General features: G+C 65.0%; 15 protein-coding genes. 8 read left to right on the top strand and 7 right to left on the bottom strand.

Annotated features, from left to right (window positions below):
• Nucleotides 1-2: 2 nt before the first annotated feature.
• Entirely contained in the window at nt 3-2501 is a 2499-nt protein-coding gene (locus E4S61_RS06015) for an efflux RND transporter permease subunit (protein ID WP_135302980.1), read from the top strand.
• 6 nt (nt 2502-2507) lie between these two features.
• Here E4S61_RS06015 and E4S61_RS06010 read toward each other — a convergent pair whose 3' ends face one another.
• Nucleotides 2508-3917, bottom strand: coding sequence for a hybrid sensor histidine kinase/response regulator (locus tag E4S61_RS06010; protein ID WP_135302979.1), 1410 nt, complete (start codon nt 3915-3917; stop codon nt 2508-2510).
• Nucleotides 3918-4229: 312 nt separating this feature from the next.
• Between E4S61_RS06010 and E4S61_RS06005 the strand changes: the two genes are divergently transcribed.
• On the top strand, nt 4230-4760 hold the full coding sequence (locus E4S61_RS06005; RefSeq protein ID WP_135302978.1) for a hypothetical protein: 531 nt from the start codon (nt 4230-4232) through the stop codon (nt 4758-4760).
• Between the two features lie 50 nt (nt 4761-4810).
• A complete protein-coding gene (gene dinB, locus E4S61_RS06000) occupies nt 4811-6211 on the top strand; it encodes a DNA polymerase IV (protein WP_135302977.1) in 1401 nt (466 codons plus the stop codon).
• 6 nt (nt 6212-6217) lie between these two features.
• On the opposite strand, the gene E4S61_RS05995 is transcribed toward dinB, so the two are convergent.
• A complete protein-coding gene (locus E4S61_RS05995; RefSeq protein ID WP_135302976.1) occupies nt 6218-6565 on the bottom strand; it encodes a hypothetical protein in 348 nt (115 codons plus the stop codon).
• A 144-nt stretch (nt 6566-6709) separates the two neighbouring features.
• On the opposite strand from E4S61_RS05995, the gene E4S61_RS05990 reads away from it, so the two are divergent.
• Nucleotides 6710-8533 carry an ATP-binding protein gene (locus tag E4S61_RS05990; protein WP_135302975.1) on the top strand — a complete coding sequence of 608 codons (1824 nt, stop codon included), beginning with the start codon at nt 6710-6712 and terminating at the stop codon, nt 8531-8533.
• Between the two features lie 19 nt (nt 8534-8552).
• Here the strand turns inward: E4S61_RS05990 and tpiA are convergent, their stop codons facing one another.
• On the bottom strand, nt 8553-9200 hold the full coding sequence (tpiA, locus tag E4S61_RS05985) for a triose-phosphate isomerase (RefSeq protein ID WP_135302974.1): 648 nt from the start codon (nt 9198-9200) through the stop codon (nt 8553-8555).
• A 115-nt stretch (nt 9201-9315) separates the two neighbouring features.
• On the opposite strand from tpiA, the gene E4S61_RS05980 reads away from it, so the two are divergent.
• Nucleotides 9316-9873: a response regulator transcription factor gene (locus tag E4S61_RS05980; RefSeq protein ID WP_135302973.1), complete on the top strand. Its 558-nt coding sequence runs from the start codon at nt 9316-9318 to the stop codon at nt 9871-9873.
• Here E4S61_RS05980 and E4S61_RS05975 read toward each other — a convergent pair.
• The 4 genes from E4S61_RS05975 to hisC are packed head-to-tail and all read right to left on the bottom strand — an operon-like array spanning nt 9870 to nt 12682.
• The gene (locus E4S61_RS05975; RefSeq protein WP_135302972.1) at nt 9870-10397 is read right to left on the bottom strand and encodes a multiprotein bridging factor aMBF1; all 528 of its coding nucleotides are present in this window, start codon (nt 10395-10397) and stop codon (nt 9870-9872) included. The genes E4S61_RS05980 and E4S61_RS05975 overlap by 4 nt on opposite strands.
• Before the next feature lie 43 nt (nt 10398-10440).
• The gene (locus tag E4S61_RS05970; protein WP_135302971.1) at nt 10441-11049 is read right to left on the bottom strand and encodes a CDP-alcohol phosphatidyltransferase family protein; all 609 of its coding nucleotides are present in this window, start codon (nt 11047-11049) and stop codon (nt 10441-10443) included.
• On the bottom strand, nt 11046-11603 hold the full coding sequence (locus tag E4S61_RS05965) for an adenylate kinase family protein (RefSeq protein WP_135302970.1): 558 nt from the start codon (nt 11601-11603) through the stop codon (nt 11046-11048). Before E4S61_RS05965 ends, E4S61_RS05970 begins: the two co-directional genes overlap by 4 nt.
• Nucleotides 11600-12682: a histidinol-phosphate transaminase gene (gene hisC, locus E4S61_RS05960; protein ID WP_135302969.1), complete on the bottom strand. Its 1083-nt coding sequence runs from the start codon at nt 12680-12682 to the stop codon at nt 11600-11602. The genes E4S61_RS05965 and hisC overlap by 4 nt, the downstream gene beginning before the upstream one ends.
• Before the next feature lie 120 nt (nt 12683-12802).
• Here hisC and E4S61_RS05955 point away from each other — a divergent pair, with 120 nt between their 5' ends.
• From E4S61_RS05955 to E4S61_RS05945, 3 genes are all read left to right on the top strand, one after another.
• Complete coding sequence (locus tag E4S61_RS05955; RefSeq protein WP_135302968.1) at nt 12803-13498, top strand: chemotaxis protein CheC; 696 nt, start codon at nt 12803-12805, stop codon at nt 13496-13498.
• A gap of 58 nt (nt 13499-13556) precedes the next feature.
• Nucleotides 13557-14012 carry a transporter gene (locus tag E4S61_RS05950; protein WP_135302967.1) on the top strand — a complete coding sequence of 152 codons (456 nt, stop codon included), beginning with the start codon at nt 13557-13559 and terminating at the stop codon, nt 14010-14012.
• 131 nt (nt 14013-14143) lie between these two features.
• On the top strand, nt 14144-16096 hold the full coding sequence (locus E4S61_RS05945) for a methyl-accepting chemotaxis protein (protein ID WP_135302966.1): 1953 nt from the start codon (nt 14144-14146) through the stop codon (nt 16094-16096).
• Nucleotides 16097-16101: the final 5 nt, after the last annotated feature.

Raw genomic sequence — 16101 nt, 5'->3', positions numbered from 1 at the left:
CCGTGGCGTCACTGGACAGTATTCTGGGTCGCATCAACGACGTGGTCGTCGGACGACCGACCACCGTCGTCGTCGCTTTCGTCCTCGTGACGGCGCTGTTCGCCCCCGGACTGACGAGCATCTCGACCGAAGCCGGGACCGAGCAGTTCACGCAGGACAGCCCCGCCCAGACGGCGTTCGACCGGGTAAACGAGGACTTCGGCCCGACGTTCGAGACCGGTGGCGGCAATACACAGTTGATCCACCGGGGACGGAACGTCCTCTCGAAACCCGAACTCCTGCGAATGTTGAACATTCTGGAGCGCCTCGAATCCCGGGAGGACCTCCGGGTCGCCTCGACGAATAGCGCGGCCGGGACCGTCGCGCGGACGCTCGACCCATCGGCGACGACGCCCGACGAACAGATTCGGGCCGTCGAGGACGCCGCTCCGGCGGAGATCGACCGCGCGGTGAGCGAGGCCGCCGAAGGGCCCGGATTTCGAAGCCTCCTGAGCGAGGACTTCAACGCCGAATCGGCCCGCGCATCGGCGACGATAACTGTCGTCCAGCACCGCATCCCTGGCGGCGTCGACGAAGCCGCAGGAATGGGTGGAGACAGCCCGCTCACCCCGATTCAACAGCGAATCCAGCGAATGGTCCAGCCGTCGGGAGGGAACCTCGTCGTCTTCGGGTCGGGACTCGTCGCGGCGGAATTCTCGACCATCATCTTCGACTCGCTGTTCATCGTGGTCCCCGCCGCCGTCGCGCTCATCTTCGTCTTCCTCGTCTACGCCTACCGCAACCCCGTGGACCTTGTTCTCGGCGTTCTCTCGCTGGTCATGACCATCGTCTGGACGCTCGGCTTTCTGGGGCTTACGGGCATCCCTTTCACGCAACTGCTCATCGCGATCCCGCCGCTGTTGCTCGCGGTCGGCATCGACTTCGGCTTACACGCCATCAACCGCTACCGGGAGGAGCGCGCCGAGGGGTTCGACATTCGCCAGTCGATGGCCGTGGCGAACCGACAGTTGCTGGTCGCGTTCTTCATCGTCACCGGGACGACGGTCATCGGGTTCAGCGCGAATACGGTCAGCGACCTCGGGCCGATACGGGACTTCGGTATCATCGCGGCCGTCGGTATCGTCTTCACGTTCCTCATCTTCGGCGTCTTCCTCCCGGCGGCGAAGGTTGCCGTCGACGAACTGTTCGACTCGCTGGGTATCCCGATGCCGTTCCAGCGACCGCTCGGCCGCGAGGAGACGCTGCTCGGGCGCGTCCTCCCGGTCGGGGTAGCCATCGCGCGCCGGGCACCGGCCGCGTTTCTCGTCGTCGTGTTGCTTGGGTCCGCGTGGGCGGGCTACTACGGAACGGGCGTCGATACGGCGTTCTCACAGGACGACTTCCTCCCGCCGGAGGACAACCCCGACTACCTCGAAGAACTGCCCGAGCCGTTTCGACCGGGCGAGTACACCGTCACCGAGCGGACGAACTTCCTCGAAGAGAACTTCGCCTCGGCACAGGACGACACCGTCGTCGTCTACCTTAGACGACCGTTGCGGCAGGACGATGCCCTAGAGTCTATCCAGCGGGCGGGATTGGACCCGCCGGAGTCGTTCGTCGTGGAGAACCGGCGGGCCGAGGCCGAGAGTATCCTCGATGTGATCCGGTCGCGCGCGAATCAGTCCGCGTCGTTCGCTCGCCTGCTCCGCCGGAGTGACGTGGACAACGACGGCGTCCCCGACGACAACCTCGAAGCAATCCTCGACGCGCTTTTGTCCTCGCCGGCCCGGGAGCAGACGCTTCGCTACGTCACCGAGGACCTCCGGAGCACGCGCGTCGTCTACACCACCGAGAGCGACGCCGAGCAGTCGACCGTCACGCGCGACGCGCGGGTCGTCGCCGACCGCTATCGGTACGACGCCACCGCGACTGGGGCCCTCGTCGTCTTTCAGGACGTCGCCGATTCGATCCTCCTGTCGTCGGTCCGGAGCCTCCTCGTTGCCCTCGCCGCGACGGCACTCTTCCTCGTCGTCGTCTACTACGCGCTCGTGGGCCGGCCGTCGCTCGGCGTCGTCAATCTCGTCCCGATTCTCGTCACGGTCGCGTCGCTCGCGGGGACGATGCGATACTTCGGCCTGCCGTTCAACGCGCTCACCGCGACCATCCTCTCAATCTCGCTCGGCCTCGGTATCGATTACTCGGCGCACTTCGTCCACCGGTTCGTCGACGAATACGACGCGCGCGTGGACGACAAGGCCAACCCCGGTTCTGGAGAACGGGGGACCGATGCACGGCCCGACGCAGTCGTCTCGGCGCTTCGGGCCACTGTCACTGGGACCGGCGGCGCGCTCACCGGCAGCATGCTGACTACGGTCAGCGGAACCGGCGTCCTCGTGCTCGCTATCACGCCGGTTCTGGGACAGTTCGGCGTGCTCACGGCGCTCTCCATCCTCTACTCGTATCTCACGGCGATGGTGGTTACGCCGAGCGTTATCGTGCTCTGGGCGCAGTACGTCGGCTAAGAAATGCTATCGAGAGGCGAACTCTACGTCACCGAACTCGAAGCGGGCCCCGCCGCTCTCGCTCTCGTCGATATCGAGCGTCCACCCGTGAGTGTTCGCCACCTGTGCGACGATGGTCAGCCCGAACCCGGTCGTCCCGCCGGTCGAGTAGCCGGCTTCGAGGACCTGCTCCCGGTCCGCTTCGGGGATACCGGTGCCGTCGTCCTCGACGAAGAACCCGTCGGCCGTCCGCCCCGTTCGAACGGTCACGTCCGCTCCGGCGTGTGCCGCCACGTTCCGATACAGGTTGGCGAACAGTTCCTTTAGTCGCGGCTCGCTCGCGACGACACGCCCGTCGCCGAACTCGTTTTCGAGCGAGGCGTTCTCGGTTTCCGTGTTCGCCCACGTCTCGCTGGCGAGCGTCGAGAGCGAGACGGAGTCGTCCGTCTCGATCTCCTCCATGCGAGCCAGCGTGAGGAGGTCGGAGACGATGTCTTTCATCCGGTCGGTGGCCGCCTCGATCTCGTCGAAGTACTCCTCGTCGCCGGTCTTGCGCGCCTCTTTCGTGTAGAGTTCGACGATGTTGATGGGGTTTCGAAGGTCGTGTGACACCATGCTCGCGAACTGGTCGAGACGCTCGTTCTCGCGTTCGAGGGCCGCTTCGCGCTCCTTTCGCTTGGTGACGTCCTCGACGGCGCAGACGAACCCATCGTTCGTGATCGGCGAGATAGTGATGTGAAGTGAAATCTCGGTGCCGTCCGATTCGGTGACCGTCGTCTCCGTCTCCCACTGGTCCATCGCGGGCTTGAACTTCGGTTCGACGTACGCGGTCACTTCTTCGGGGATGACACAGTCCCACCCCTTGCCCCGTAGCTCGTTCTGGTCGTACCCGAACAGGTGTGCGAACGCCTCGTTGACGTAGTTGAACTCGAAGTCGGGGGTCACGAGCGCGATGCCTTCGTTCGTGATCTCGATCGCCTTGAACCCGCGGTGGATCTCCTTTTCGGCGCGACGGTTCTCGACGGCCTGTCTGATGTGTTTCGCCAGCACGGTAAACCGGATGTCGTCGCTGCCCTTCTGGAGGTAGTTCGTCGCGCCGGCGGAGAGCGCGTCGGACGCTGCATCCTCGCTCCCGGCCCCCGTGAAGATGATAAAGGGGAGGTTCGGGTCGGCGTCGCGGACGATCCGCAAGAGGTCGATGCCGGTTCGTTCCCGAAGTTCGTAGTCGCTGACGATACAGTCGATGTCCAGCTCCTCGTCGGCGTAGCGGTCGAGCGCGGCATCGACCGAATCGGCGGAGTGTATCTCGGTGATGTTCGGCTCTCGTCCCAGCTTTAACTCCGTAGCTCGCCGAAACTGCTCGTCGTCGTCGACGTGAAGGACAGTGATATCGGAGGAGAGCGTCCGATCAGGAGAAACGGGCTCTACACTGTCCATCTATGACTTGGCGTTACCAGGGGTCATCAGTAGTTAACTCTAGTGATATACGTCGTATTTACCCACCATCTCGTCACATACCCCTCCGAACGTACCCTGCTGAGAACCTGTCTCTCAGTAGGAACAAGATTGAAGTACCTCTGTGATGTACGTTAGCATGGAGCCACCGACGCTCCCGGCGGGAACGACCGCCGTCGCTACAGGATTGGTATCGGTGGCCGAGTGTACGTCGGCGGAGCGGGCAACTCGCCGACGTATCCGTTTCGGTTCTGCGACAGTCGTTTCAGTGAGCGAGGCGTCGACTCTCTGTGTATGAGCGTGCTGGCCGCAGTCATCAGGGCGGGCGAGACGCCGCCCATCGGTGCGGGGATGGTCCCGCGGGCCGAGGCGCACCTCTTCGCCGACGGCCTCTCGCGTCTGGTGGCGTTCCGCGTGACCGACGGGCCGGCGTTCGAACGGATCGACGGCGCGTACGCGCCCGATCTCGCCGACAGGCCGTCCTACCCGGTCACTGATGTGGTGCTCGCTATCCCGACGCTGCGCTCGCTCTCGTCGGTCGGCCAGCGACTCAATGCGCTCTCGACGAAGGCCGAGGCGAACTACGGCCGCGATTTCACCGCGATGGTGTTCACGACGGCCGTCGAGTGGGGCAGCGACGGCTACGGTCGCCTGTTCGAGGCCCGGAGCCAACTGGAGGCCCACTCGTTCGACGGCGAGATTACCGTGACGCTGACGCCGGCGGCGTCGGACGAACAGGCCCACGCGCTCCGAGCGAATCTGTCTCGCATCGACGGTCCGACGCGGGTGTACGAAGCCGCGACCGGGACGGACGAGCAGCGATAGCACGCCGGTCTCGCCGGAGGGGTTTTTACTACGGACGTGTAGCCACCGGTATGGACGCCGCGCGGCTTCCCGGGACCAGTCAGCCGGCGCAGGTGGTCGCCCACGTCGATATGGACTGCTTCTACGCGGCGTGTGAACGACAGCGCGAACCAGCACTCGAAGGCGAACCGCTCGTCGTCGGCATGGGCTACGAGAGCGACGAGACCCACGGGGCCGTCGCCACGGCAAGTTACGAGGCCCGCGAGTTCGGCGTCGAATCGGCGATGGCCATCTCCGAGGCGTTGGAGCGCCTCCCGCGGAAAGTCGAAGCGGCCGACGACCCTGTTCTCTCTCTCGACGAGGCGGGCCACTACCGGCCGGTCGATATGGACCACTACGAGGCCGTCGCCGGTGAGGTCAAGGAGATTATTCACGACGCGGCCGACGTGGTCCGCGAGGTGAGCATCGACGAGGCCTACCTCGATGTCACCGAGACGGTGGCGTGGGACGACGCCGAGGCGTGGGCCGCCGATCTGAAGGCGACCATCGAGTCCCAGGTCGGCGTCGTGGCGAGCGTCGGTCTCGCACCCACACTCAGCGCCGCGAAAGTGGCGAGCGACCGCGAGAAACCCGACGGGCTGGTCGTCGTCCGTCCCGGCGAGGTGCGCGAGTTCTTCGCCGACCTCCCCGTCGAGGAGGTCCACGGCGTCGGGCCGGTGACCGCCCGCAAACTCGCCGAGTTGGACATCGAGACGGCGGGGGACCTCGCCGACGCGGACCCGGGACCACTCAACGACCACTTCGGCGAGCGCGGCCGAGAGATCCGCCGCTACGCTCGCGGCGAGGACACCCGTGCCGTCACGCCCAAAGGCGACCCCAAGAGCCTCTCGCGAGAGTCGGCGTTCACCGAGGCTGTCAACGACACGGCGGAGAAACGGCAGAAGATCGGGACGCTCGCGGCGGCGGTCGCCGACCGCGCCCACCGTAAGGAGGCTCGGTATCAGACGATTGGCATCAAGGTCGTCGAACCGCCCTACGAGATACATACGCGCGCTCGGTCGCTTCCCGGTCCCGTCGCGGACGCCGACCTCGTCGAGTCGGTGGCGCTGGACCTGCTCTCGGAGTTTGAGGACGCCGCCGTCCGGAAGGTCGGCGTGCGCGTCTCCAACCTGGACTTCTCGGCCGGTGAACAGGCCAGTCTCACCGGGTTCGAGGGACGCGATTCGGACACAGAACACCGGACAGGGAGCGGTCAGACACAGAACGGACAGACACGGAGCGATGCCCCCGCCACTCCTCCGTCCGCCGCGTCCTCGCCCGAGACGCCGGACGGTCAGATATCGCTGACCGATTTCGAAAACGACGAGGAGGGGGCGGAAGGCGCGAACGGTGAATCACACGGCGAGACAGCCGAAGGTGACGCCAACGCGACCACTTCCGAGGGACAGGCGTCGTTGGGCGAGTTCACGTAACCCGTCTCAGGAGACGCCGTTCTCCAGATTCTCCAGCAACTTGCCGACGAACAGCCCCGCTCGCGGCGAGATGGTGTCTTCCTCGGGAACCGTCGTCGGGTGGGCCGCGAGCGTCGCCACGAACCGCTCGCCGTGGGTCATCGCGTTGAGCATGTCGACGACGTCGACGACCAACCCCTCGTCGTCGACGTTCATCTCCGGGTGGCGCGCCTTCTCGGCGTCGGAGTAGGAGATCGTCCACGCCGGACCACCGACGGCGTCGACGACGGCCGACAGCGGTGCGACCTCGATCGGGCCGTCGTCGCTCCCGACGAAGACCGTCCCGTCCTCGACGAAGGTGTCGTAGCGGGTCATGTGATACCGAGCCGATTCGAGTAGTACGAGGCGAGCCAGCGCAATAGCCCTTGCTCACGTATCAGCCGGACAACTGATTGGTTATATGACACTCGTCTGACGGAGAGTTATGGGACGCGGCGTGGTGAGTCCGGACACGAACGCATGGCAGAGACTGAACAAATCACAGTTGCGGATACGAGTTCCGGGCCGGGTGGGGCCGAGGAACCGGGACAGTCCGTCGATATCCCAGTCGTCGAACTGCTGACTGGTCGGGGGTTCATCACCGGCAAATCGGGGTCGGGGAAGTCAAACACCGCGAGCGTCGTCGCCGAGAAGTTGCTCGACAACGGCTTCGGCCTGCTCATCGTCGACATCGACGGCGAGTACTACGGACTGAAAGAGGAGTACGAGATTCTCCACGTCGGCGGCGACGAGGAGTGTGATATCCAAGTGACGGAGGAACACGCGGGCAAGATCGCCTCGCTCGCGCTGGAACAGAACGTCCCGATTATTCTCGATGTCTCTTCCTTTTTAGACGAACAGGAGGCCGAGGAACTGCTGACGCAGGTCTCGAAGCAATTGTTCGCCAAGGCGAAAAAGCAAAAACAGCCGTTCCTGATGCTCGTCGAGGAGTGCCACGAGTGGATTCCCGAGAAGGGCGGCATGGGCGAAGTCGGACGGATGCTCATCAAAATCGGGAAGCGCGGACGAAAACATGGCCTGGGCATCGTCGGCATCAGTCAGCGACCCGCCGACGTGAAGAAGGACTACATCACCCAGTGCGACTGGCTGGTGTGGCACCGACTGACGTGGAACAACGACACGAAGGTCGTCGGGCGCATCCTCGACAACAACTACGCGGATGCCGTCGAGGACTTGAACGACGGGGAGGCGTTCATGATGACCGACTGGGCAGAGTCCGTCCGCCGGGTGCAGTTCCACCGCAAGAAGACCTTCGACGCCGGCGCGACGCCGGGGCTGGACGACTTCGAGCGACCCGAGCTCAAGTCGGTCAGCGACGACTTGGTCTCGGAGTTAGAGACGATAAGCGAGGAGAAACAGGCCACGGAGAGCCGAATCAACGAACTCCGCGAGGAACTCGATAAGAAGAACTCCCGCATCGCCGAATTGGAGACGGAACTGCAGGACGCCCGCGACCTCCAGCGGATGGCCAAGCAGTTCACGAATGCGCTGGTTGGCCACGTCGAAGGGGTGAATCCCGGTCGCACCGCACAGGAGGAGATGCGCCAGCAACACGTCAGTCTAAACGCCTTCGCCGAGAACGGCGACGAAAGCGAACGGGCCGACGCGGATGCAACGGGAGCCGGAGCGGAGGCAGACGACGAGACTGCGGACCCGGACTCGGTAGCTGACACCACCTCCGGTGGCGGGTTCGGCGACGCCTTCAGTGCGTTCGCAGCCGACGGAATAGCGATGAATGGTGGGAGCGACAGCGAGACGGCTGTCGACGCGAACGGCGCGTCGGCGAACGGCGCATCCAGCAACGGGGCGCAAGCGAGCGAGAACGGCGAGGTCACTGACGACGCGGAGACTGCCGACGATGCGGAGACTGCCGACGACGCGGCGCTCGCGGCGGCCATCGCCGCGGTGGAGGACGATGCCGACGCAGACGCGGCAGCGGGGACCGAGGCCGACGACGCGGTCGTCGGGGAGATACTCGCCGACATCGAGGAACTGGAAGACAAGACCCGGCGGATGCTCGCGTACTACATGGAGCAGGGGCCGGGGACGCCGCTCAACGCCCACTTCTCGGCGGGCGGGTCGGGCGACCGCACGTCGGCGTACGCGCGAAACCGCGTCCTCAGACTCCGGGGCCTCGTCGAACACGTCGGCCGCGGGAAGTACGGCTACCGGCTCCGCGACCTCGTCCGCGAGGAGAGCGACGCGTCGCTGGACGAGGCGACCGTCGAGGAGTACGCCTCGCGCATCGAGCGCGCGGCTATCGAGACGCACACCGAAGAATAGCGGAGACTCCCTTCTCTACTCAGTTCAGCGGCTCGACGAGGTCTTCGAGGGCCGCCCGCGGGTCGTCGGCCTTCGCCACGCCGCTCGCGAGCAAGACGCCCGTCGCGCCGAGATCGCTGGCGGAGACGAGGTCCTCGCCGGTCGAGATGCCCGCACCACAGAGCACGTCCACGTCCCCGTCCACGCGAGCGGCGGCGTCGACAGCGCCCGTGACGATGTCGGGGTCGGCCTGACTGACCGGCGTGCCGGTACCGATGAGTTCCGGCGGTTCGACGGCGACGGCGTCCGGGCCCAGCGCCGCGGACGCACCGATCTGGTCAGGGTTGTTCGCACAGACGATGGTCTCTAAGTCGGCCCGGTCAGCGGCGTCCAGCGAGGCGTCGATGTCGGCGAGTTTCAGTCGGTTCTCCGAGTGGTTCAGGAGCGTGCCGACCGCGCCGGCGTCGGCGACGGCCTCGGCGAGCGTGCTCCCGGTGTGACTGCCGTGTTCGTTCGGGCTGACGTGCTGTGCCCACGTCTCGACGCCGGTGTCGGCGACGGCGCCGATGTGGGCCGCCTGCGGCGCGACGGCGATGCGGACGTCGGAGTCGTCGCTCACGTCCGCCGCGGCGGTCGCTACCTCGATCGGATCGCACGGATACGCCTTCAGATTGACGAGTACGAACATGTCCCACCAACCGAAGGCCGCCGGGAAATAGGTTGCGAGCGAGCAGTTGGCACGCTAGTGCCGACCGACGGTGACAATTAAGACACTGGACGAGATATACCTTCAGAGATAACCCGTGACCTCCGCGGACGACCCAACGACGGTACTCGTCGTCGAAGACGAACAACACCTCGCAGATCTCTACACGGACTATCTGGACGGCAGTTACGACGTGAAGACGGCCTACAGTGGCGAGGAGGGACTAGCGATGCTCTCGGATGATATCGACATCGTCCTCTTAGACCGGCGGATGCCGGTCATCTCCGGTAATGAAGTCCTCGCCGAAATCGAAGAGCGGGGACTCCCGTGTCGGGTGGCGATGGTGACTGCGGTCGATCCCGACTTCGACATCCTGGAGATGCGTGTCGACGACTATCTCGTGAAACCCGTGACCCGCGACGACCTCGTCTCGGTCGTCGAGCGGCTCCGCAAGGTCGCGTCCTACAGCGATAACCTGCAGGACCTCACGACGCGGAAACTGAAGCGCAACGTCTTACAAGTCGAGAAACCGCAGGCAGAACTCGACGAGAGCGAGCGGTATCAGCGGCTACAGGCCGAAATCGCGGAGATCGAAGAACGTGTAGACGAACTCTCGGCGGAACTAGATGTCGAAGAGCGGGACCTGCGCCTCTAATCTTTCCGTTCGACAACGTCGCCGAGCGTGTAACTGCCCTCGCTGTTGCCGCCCGACCACTCCGTCTCCTCGCTGCTGCCGCCGGCGCTCAGGTCGATGCCGAGCGAACGTTCGAGCTTCTTGCGCACGTCGTCGCTGGGCAGAGAGTTGCCCTGTTCGAGTTTCCGGATGAGACTCGCCTTCTCGTTGAGTTGCTGTGCCAGCTCCTGCTGGCTGAGGCCCTCCGACTCGCGGGCGGACCGAATCTGGTCGTCGAAGTCTTGGGCGATCTCGTCCATCTCGTCGAACATGTCCCGGCGGCGCGAGGACCCGCCTGACGACGAACTGGACGACGAAGAGGAAGAAGACGACCCGCTGGACCCGCTCGACGACGTCGAGTACTTCGTCGACGCGGACGACGACTCTTGGGTCTTCACCTCGGTCCCGAAGTCGGTGCACTCGTCGCAGACGTCGAGTTCGGCCCCCTCGATTTTGACGCGGTTAGGAGACGAAACCTCCTTTCCGCACATCTCGCACTGAACCATACGCCGGGGTTGGAGGGGCCGCGGTATAAATGGTGCGCTGGCCCTACTCCAACGCCTGCATCGAGTAGTAGAAGCGCTGGACGGCGGTGAGGTGACCGACGACGGCGAAGACGACGAGTAGCCACCCGACCAGCGAGAGCGGGCCGAGCGGGAGCGTGACGAACGCGGCCACTCCCGTCGTGATGCCCACGAGGGCAAGCCTGTCGGCTCGGCCGAGTAAGCCGCCGTAGACACGGTCTAGCCCGACGGCTTGGGCCTGCGTCCCGAGATAGGAGGTCATGAGGACACCGGTCACCGCGGCGATGCCGAGCGCCCAGCGGCCGATGCCCGCCGCGAGGCCGACGATGATGACGATGTCGGCATAGCGGTCCAGGACGTGGTCCAAGAGGTCGCCGCCCGACGACGCGACGTTCAGCTCACGGGCGAGCGCACCGTCGACGAGGTCCAGCCAGCCGTTCAGAAAGACGAGAACGGCACCCACGAAGTAGAGGAACGGGTCGGTCGCGGCGACGCCGTAGACCACGCCGGCGGCCACGGCCAGCAAGAACGCGATGACGCTGACGCCGTTCGGAGAGAGACCAGCGGTCTGTGCGGCCCCGACGAACGGGCCGAGCGCGCGGTCGGCGACCGAGCGGAATCTGTCGAGTGTCATAGCCAGTCGACGTAGGAGACGGTTCCGGCGCTCGGCTCGCGCTCGTCGACGAGGATGGATTCAATCTCCGCTGCAACCTCGTCGGGGTCGCGGTCGGTCGTGTCGATCTCGTAAACATTCTCGGCCCCGTGGCGGTTCACGGCTTCCGATAGAATCACGTCGAGGGCCTCGGACTCCGCATTCTCACGAGCTTTGCGAGTGAGAGCTGGGGGCGCCTCCGTCGACCCGGTGTTCTCGGATGCTTCCGAATCCGAGTCACCGCGCTCGCGCAACCGCTCGACGATGGTGTCGGGGTGAGCGCGCAACACGACTACGCGGTCGGCTTCGAAGTTGTGTGCGAGATGCGACTCGAAGAGAACCTCCTCACGGCCGTCCAGCCACTCGCTCACGGCGTCCATGTCGGCGACGAGACTGCCGCGTTCCTCGTCCATCTCAGTCGAGAACTTCTCGGACTTGATGACGTCGTTGAGGTGGACAACGTCGAGGTCCGTCTCCAGCCGCTCGGTCGCCGTGGTCTTGCCCGTTCCGGGCGTCCCGGTCACCGCGATTCTCACGCCTCGACCACCTCGATGACCTCGTTCAGCACCGAGACGGCGTGTTCGGTGTCCTCCTCGGTGCCACACGTGATGCGGATGCACTCGGGGAGGCCGAACGAGGAGCAGTCCCGGACGATGACGCCCTCTTCCTGGGCGGCCTCGGCGACGGCGGACGCATCCTCGACCGCCGCGAGGACGAAGTTGCCCGCGCTCTCCCACGTGTCGGCGGCCAAGTTGTCACTGATGAACTCTCGGGCCCACGCCGCCGTCTCGACGGAGCGCTCGACGTGGTCGTCGTCTTCGAGCGCTGCAAGCCCTGCCCGGCAGGCCAGTTCGCTCGCGGAAAAGGGCGTGTTGATGCGGGCGTAAGCGTCGGCCCACGCCTCGGGGACGAGGGCATAGCCGAGTCGAACGCCGGCCAGTCCGTACGCCTTCGAGAAGGTCCGCAAGAGCGCCACGTCGTCGCGGTCGGCCAGCAGCGAGCGCTTACTCGGTGAGTCGCTGAACTCGCCGTAGGCTTCGTCGACGAGGACGAGCGTCTGTTCGTCGGTCTCCTCGGCGATTGTTCGAACAGCGTCGGTGGTGAACTCCGCGCCGGTCGGGTTGTGCGGGCTGGTGAGGTAGACGATACGCTCGCCATCGTAGGCGGAGAGAACGACGTCGGCGGTCTGCGCGAAGTCGTCGGCCTTCGAGAGTTCGTACTCGCTGACCTCGCCGTGGTGGTAGCGGGCGCTCATCGCGTAGTAGGCGAAGCCGGGTTTCGGCACGAGCACCTCGTCGCCGGGTTCGAGCATCGCGCGAGCGAGACAGTCGAGCGCGCCGTCGCCGCCGTTGCTCAGCCACACCTGTTCCGGAGTGGCGTCCCACTTCTCGGCGAGCGCTTTGACGAGGTCGGCGTGCGACGATTTGGGGTAGGAGTGCATCCGCTCGGCCGAGTGTTGAATCGCCTCGACTGCCCGCGGGCTGGGGCCGAACATGTTCTCGTTCGACGCGAGTTTCACCATCTCCTCGGGGTCGAGACCGAGTTCCCGAGCGACTTCCTCGATACCGCGGCCCGCCCGGTAGACGGTGTGAGCGGAGAGGTCCCGTGGTTCCATGGATGTGTCAAGCGGGTGGGGCGGCTTAAGCGTGCTCACATCTGCGCTCGCTTCGTGGGGTTCTGTTCACTATCGAACCGACCGAAAACGGTAACATCCGACGGGTTGTGGGTCGGAGGTATGCCGCTCCTCATCGACGTGCGGAAACTGACACTTATCACTGAGCTCATTCAGGACGGAGCCGAGGAGGTCGCAGGATCGCTGGGGACGCTTGCGGGCGTCGACGCCGCAGTCGAGATCAAGAGCATCTCGTTCGTCCAACCCGATGACATCGTCACCGAGATGGGTGCCGGTGAAATCTACAACGCTCGCATCCGACTCACAGAGCCGCCGTACGGCGTCTTCCTGATGACGTTCTCGACTGAGACGGCCGCCGAGATCGCGCGGTTGATGACCGGGACGGACGTCGACGGGGAGTTCACGCAACTGCAGGAGTCGGCACTGCAGGAGATGTGTAATATCCTCACCTCGGGCTTCATCGACGGTATCGCCAACACGCTCCAGACGACCATCGACATGGGGACGCCGACGGTCGAACAGGCACAGGCGTCTGCCGTCGCCGACGCGGCGCTCTCACACGTCCGACGGGACTCGCTGACTATCGTACTGGACTCGCTGGTCGATATCGAGGAGACGGACGTGGCGTTCTCGCTCCGCATCTTCCTCGTCCCCGACCCGGGATCGTTCGTCCATCTCATCGACCAGTTGGACCGGGACGTCGAGAGCGGGAAGCCCGGACGGGCCGACGACAGCGTGAGCGACGTGGGAGGGGCTGACGACGTGCAGGCCTTCGAGGACGCCTTCGACGGCGCGTGAGCGGGTCGCGGGCTGCCGATTTCCGGACGTTCAAGGGAGTGCCGTCCAACCGCCGAGTATGACCGCCGTCGATGCTGCGATGTACGCGACGCACCTCGTGTTCGCCGGGCTGTGGGCAGGAAGCGTTCTGTTCACCACCTACGCCGTCCTCCCGACGGCGATGAACGGAGACGCCCGTCCGGGACCGCTCTCGACGCTCACCGAAAAACTGCAGACTATCTCAAGGGCGAGCGCCCTCCTGCTGTTGCTAACCGGGGGCCACCTCGCCGCGACCAATTACACCATTGGGTCGCTGACCGGGTCGGGTCGGGGCCATCTGGTCATCACGATGGTCGTCCTCTGGTTTACGCTCGCAGCCCTCGTGGAAGTCGGGACGGCGAAACTCTCGGACGGGTTCGGTCAACAGAAGGTCCGCCAACCGGCCCGTGAGGCCCGCCCCTTCCTGCTGGGCGCGTCGCTGGTCGCGGTGTTGCTTCTCGTCGACGCCGGCGCGATTCTCGGTCTCTATTACTGACCGAATTTCCGGCGGGAGCGGCCCGTCGAACCGCTTTCGACTCTACAGACCAGTCTCATGAACGACAGTGGCGTTACTAACCGTGATATTGGGAGAGTAACAGTTTTCCCGAACATGTCCTCTGACAATGTATGAGCGAAATAGCGAGTTCTGGGTCAGACAGGCTCGGAGCGAAAAATATAGAGCAGAAGATTCGGGAGTTCGTGCGATACATCCCGGCGGGTGATACGATCCCTGACGAGACGTGGCGGGGGCGACACCGAAATATCCTCCTCGTTGTCCTTGCACACGTCCCGTTTCTTCTCTTGCTCGGTCTGTACGACGGCACCGAGTCGTTGGTGACCGGCGCGACGATTCCCGAGGTGCCGCTGACGGCTCTGGCGTTTGAACTCGGGATCGTCGTCACCCTCGTCGGTCTGGCGGCGCTCCCCCGGTTCGGCCGACGCGTGCGCACCGCGTTGGCCTCCACGGCGCTCCTGTCCTGTTCCATCGTCCTCGTCCACTTATCGGGCGGATTCATCGAGGCGCACTTTCACTTCTTCGTCGGGATGGCGGTCATCGCCGTCTACGAGGACTGGGTACCGTTCGCGCTTGGCATCGGCTACGTCGTTCTCGGCCACGGCGTCTTCGGGATGATGAATCCCGAACGTGTCTACAACCACCCGGCGGCCATCGAACACCCGTGGGTGTGGGGACTCGTCCACGGCGTATTCGTCCTCGGGTTGGCCGCAGCGCTCATGACACATTGGTACTCGACCGAGCGGTCCCGTGAGGAGACCGAACAGAAGCTGCGGGAGGTAAGAGCAAAGACCGAAGAGGTTGAGAACCTCGAAGCCAAGCGAGAGGAGATCGCGGCCGAGAAGGCTGAAGCCGAGGAGCTGAAAGCCGAAGCCGAGTCTCGACAGGCCGATGTCGAAGAACTCGTCACGCACCTCGAAGCGAAGGCCGACGCCTACAGCGATGCGATGGCTGCGGCCGCCGACGGGGACCTGACCGTTCGATTGGACCCCGAGAGCGAGAGCGAAGCGATGACCCAGATCGGGACCTCGTTCAACGAGATGTTAGACGAGACGGCCTCGGCGATGCGGGAGATTCAGTCGTTCGCGGAGACGGTGAAGGCAGCGAGCGAGGAGGCCGACGCCGGGACGGCCGAAGCCAGAACGGCCAGCGAGGAAGTCGGCCGCTCCATCCAGGAGATTTCCGACGGGACGGCCGACCAGCGTGAGCGGCTCGAACAGGTCTCCGGCGAGATGACCGAACTGTCGGCGACGGTCGAGGAAGTCGCCGCCTCCGCCGAGACGGTCGCCCAGCGGTCCCGGGAGACGACCGAGATCGCCGAGGACGGCGAGCAGACGGCGACTGACGCGATAGACGACGCGAGAGACGTGCAGGCGGCTATCGACGCCACCGTGGATAACGTCGAGACGCTCGACGAGCAGATGGCCGAAATCGGCGAGATTATCGAACTCATCAGCGACATCGCCGAGCAGACGAATATGCTCGCGCTCAACGCGAATATCGAGGCCGCTCGCGCCGGCGACGGTGGCGGCGGTGACGGATTCGCTGTCGTCGCCAACGAGGTGAAGCAGTTGGCCGAGGAGACGCAGGACTCGGCGACCGAGATCGAGCAACTCATCGAGCAGACCCAGGCCCAGACGACCGCGACCGTCGAGCGGGCGCGGGAAGCCGACCGCGACATGGCCGAGAGCGTCGAGGCGGTCGAAGAGGTCGTCGGCGCGTTCGAACTGGTCGCGGAGAACGCTGACGAGACCGACGGCGGTATCCAGGAGATACGCGACACGACGGAGGAGCAGGCCGCGAGCACCGAGGAGGCGGCGTCGATGGTCGAGGAAGTCACCGACAGCAGTCGGTCGACGGCGACGGAGGCGGAGACCGCCTCCGCGGCCGCAGAGGAACAGGCGGCCTCTATGTCGCAGGTCAGCGCGAACGTCGAGTCGCTCAGCGAACAAGCGGACCGGCTCCGATCGCTGCTGGCGACGTTCGAGGTGGGAACCGGGTCACAGGCTCGGTCGACGGGCGGAGACCGGGCGACGGCCCTGGAAGACGGCGGGAAGCCAGAGTAAACGGC

The organism is Haloarcula amylovorans, from assembly GCF_004681185.1.
GTDB lineage: Archaea > Halobacteriota > Halobacteria > Halobacteriales > Haloarculaceae > Haloarcula > Haloarcula amylovorans.
This window is presented reverse-complemented; position numbering and strand designations above follow the sequence as displayed.

Excerpts from the sequence above, each read along its gene's own strand:
- E4S61_RS06010 (WP_135302979.1), bottom strand. The coding sequence starts at position 3,917 with ATGGACAGTGTAGAGCCCGTTTCTCCTGATCGGACGCTCTCCTCCGAT.
- E4S61_RS06005 (WP_135302978.1), top strand. The coding sequence starts at position 4,230 with ATGAGCGTGCTGGCCGCAGTCATCAGGGCGGGCGAGACGCCGCCCATC.
- dinB (WP_135302977.1), top strand. The coding sequence starts at position 4,811 with ATGGACGCCGCGCGGCTTCCCGGGACCAGTCAGCCGGCGCAGGTGGTC.
- E4S61_RS05995 (WP_135302976.1), bottom strand. The coding sequence starts at position 6,565 with ATGACCCGCTACGACACCTTCGTCGAGGACGGGACGGTCTTCGTCGGG.
- E4S61_RS05990 (WP_135302975.1), top strand. The coding sequence starts at position 6,710 with ATGGCAGAGACTGAACAAATCACAGTTGCGGATACGAGTTCCGGGCCG.
- tpiA (WP_135302974.1), bottom strand. The coding sequence starts at position 9,200 with ATGTTCGTACTCGTCAATCTGAAGGCGTATCCGTGCGATCCGATCGAG.
- E4S61_RS05975 (WP_135302972.1), bottom strand. The coding sequence starts at position 10,397 with ATGGTTCAGTGCGAGATGTGCGGAAAGGAGGTTTCGTCTCCTAACCGC.
- E4S61_RS05970 (WP_135302971.1), bottom strand. The coding sequence starts at position 11,049 with ATGACACTCGACAGATTCCGCTCGGTCGCCGACCGCGCGCTCGGCCCG.
- hisC (WP_135302969.1), bottom strand. The coding sequence starts at position 12,682 with ATGGAACCACGGGACCTCTCCGCTCACACCGTCTACCGGGCGGGCCGC.
- E4S61_RS05955 (WP_135302968.1), top strand. The coding sequence starts at position 12,803 with ATGCCGCTCCTCATCGACGTGCGGAAACTGACACTTATCACTGAGCTC.
- E4S61_RS05950 (WP_135302967.1), top strand. The coding sequence starts at position 13,557 with ATGACCGCCGTCGATGCTGCGATGTACGCGACGCACCTCGTGTTCGCC.
- E4S61_RS05945 (WP_135302966.1), top strand. The coding sequence starts at position 14,144 with ATGAGCGAAATAGCGAGTTCTGGGTCAGACAGGCTCGGAGCGAAAAAT.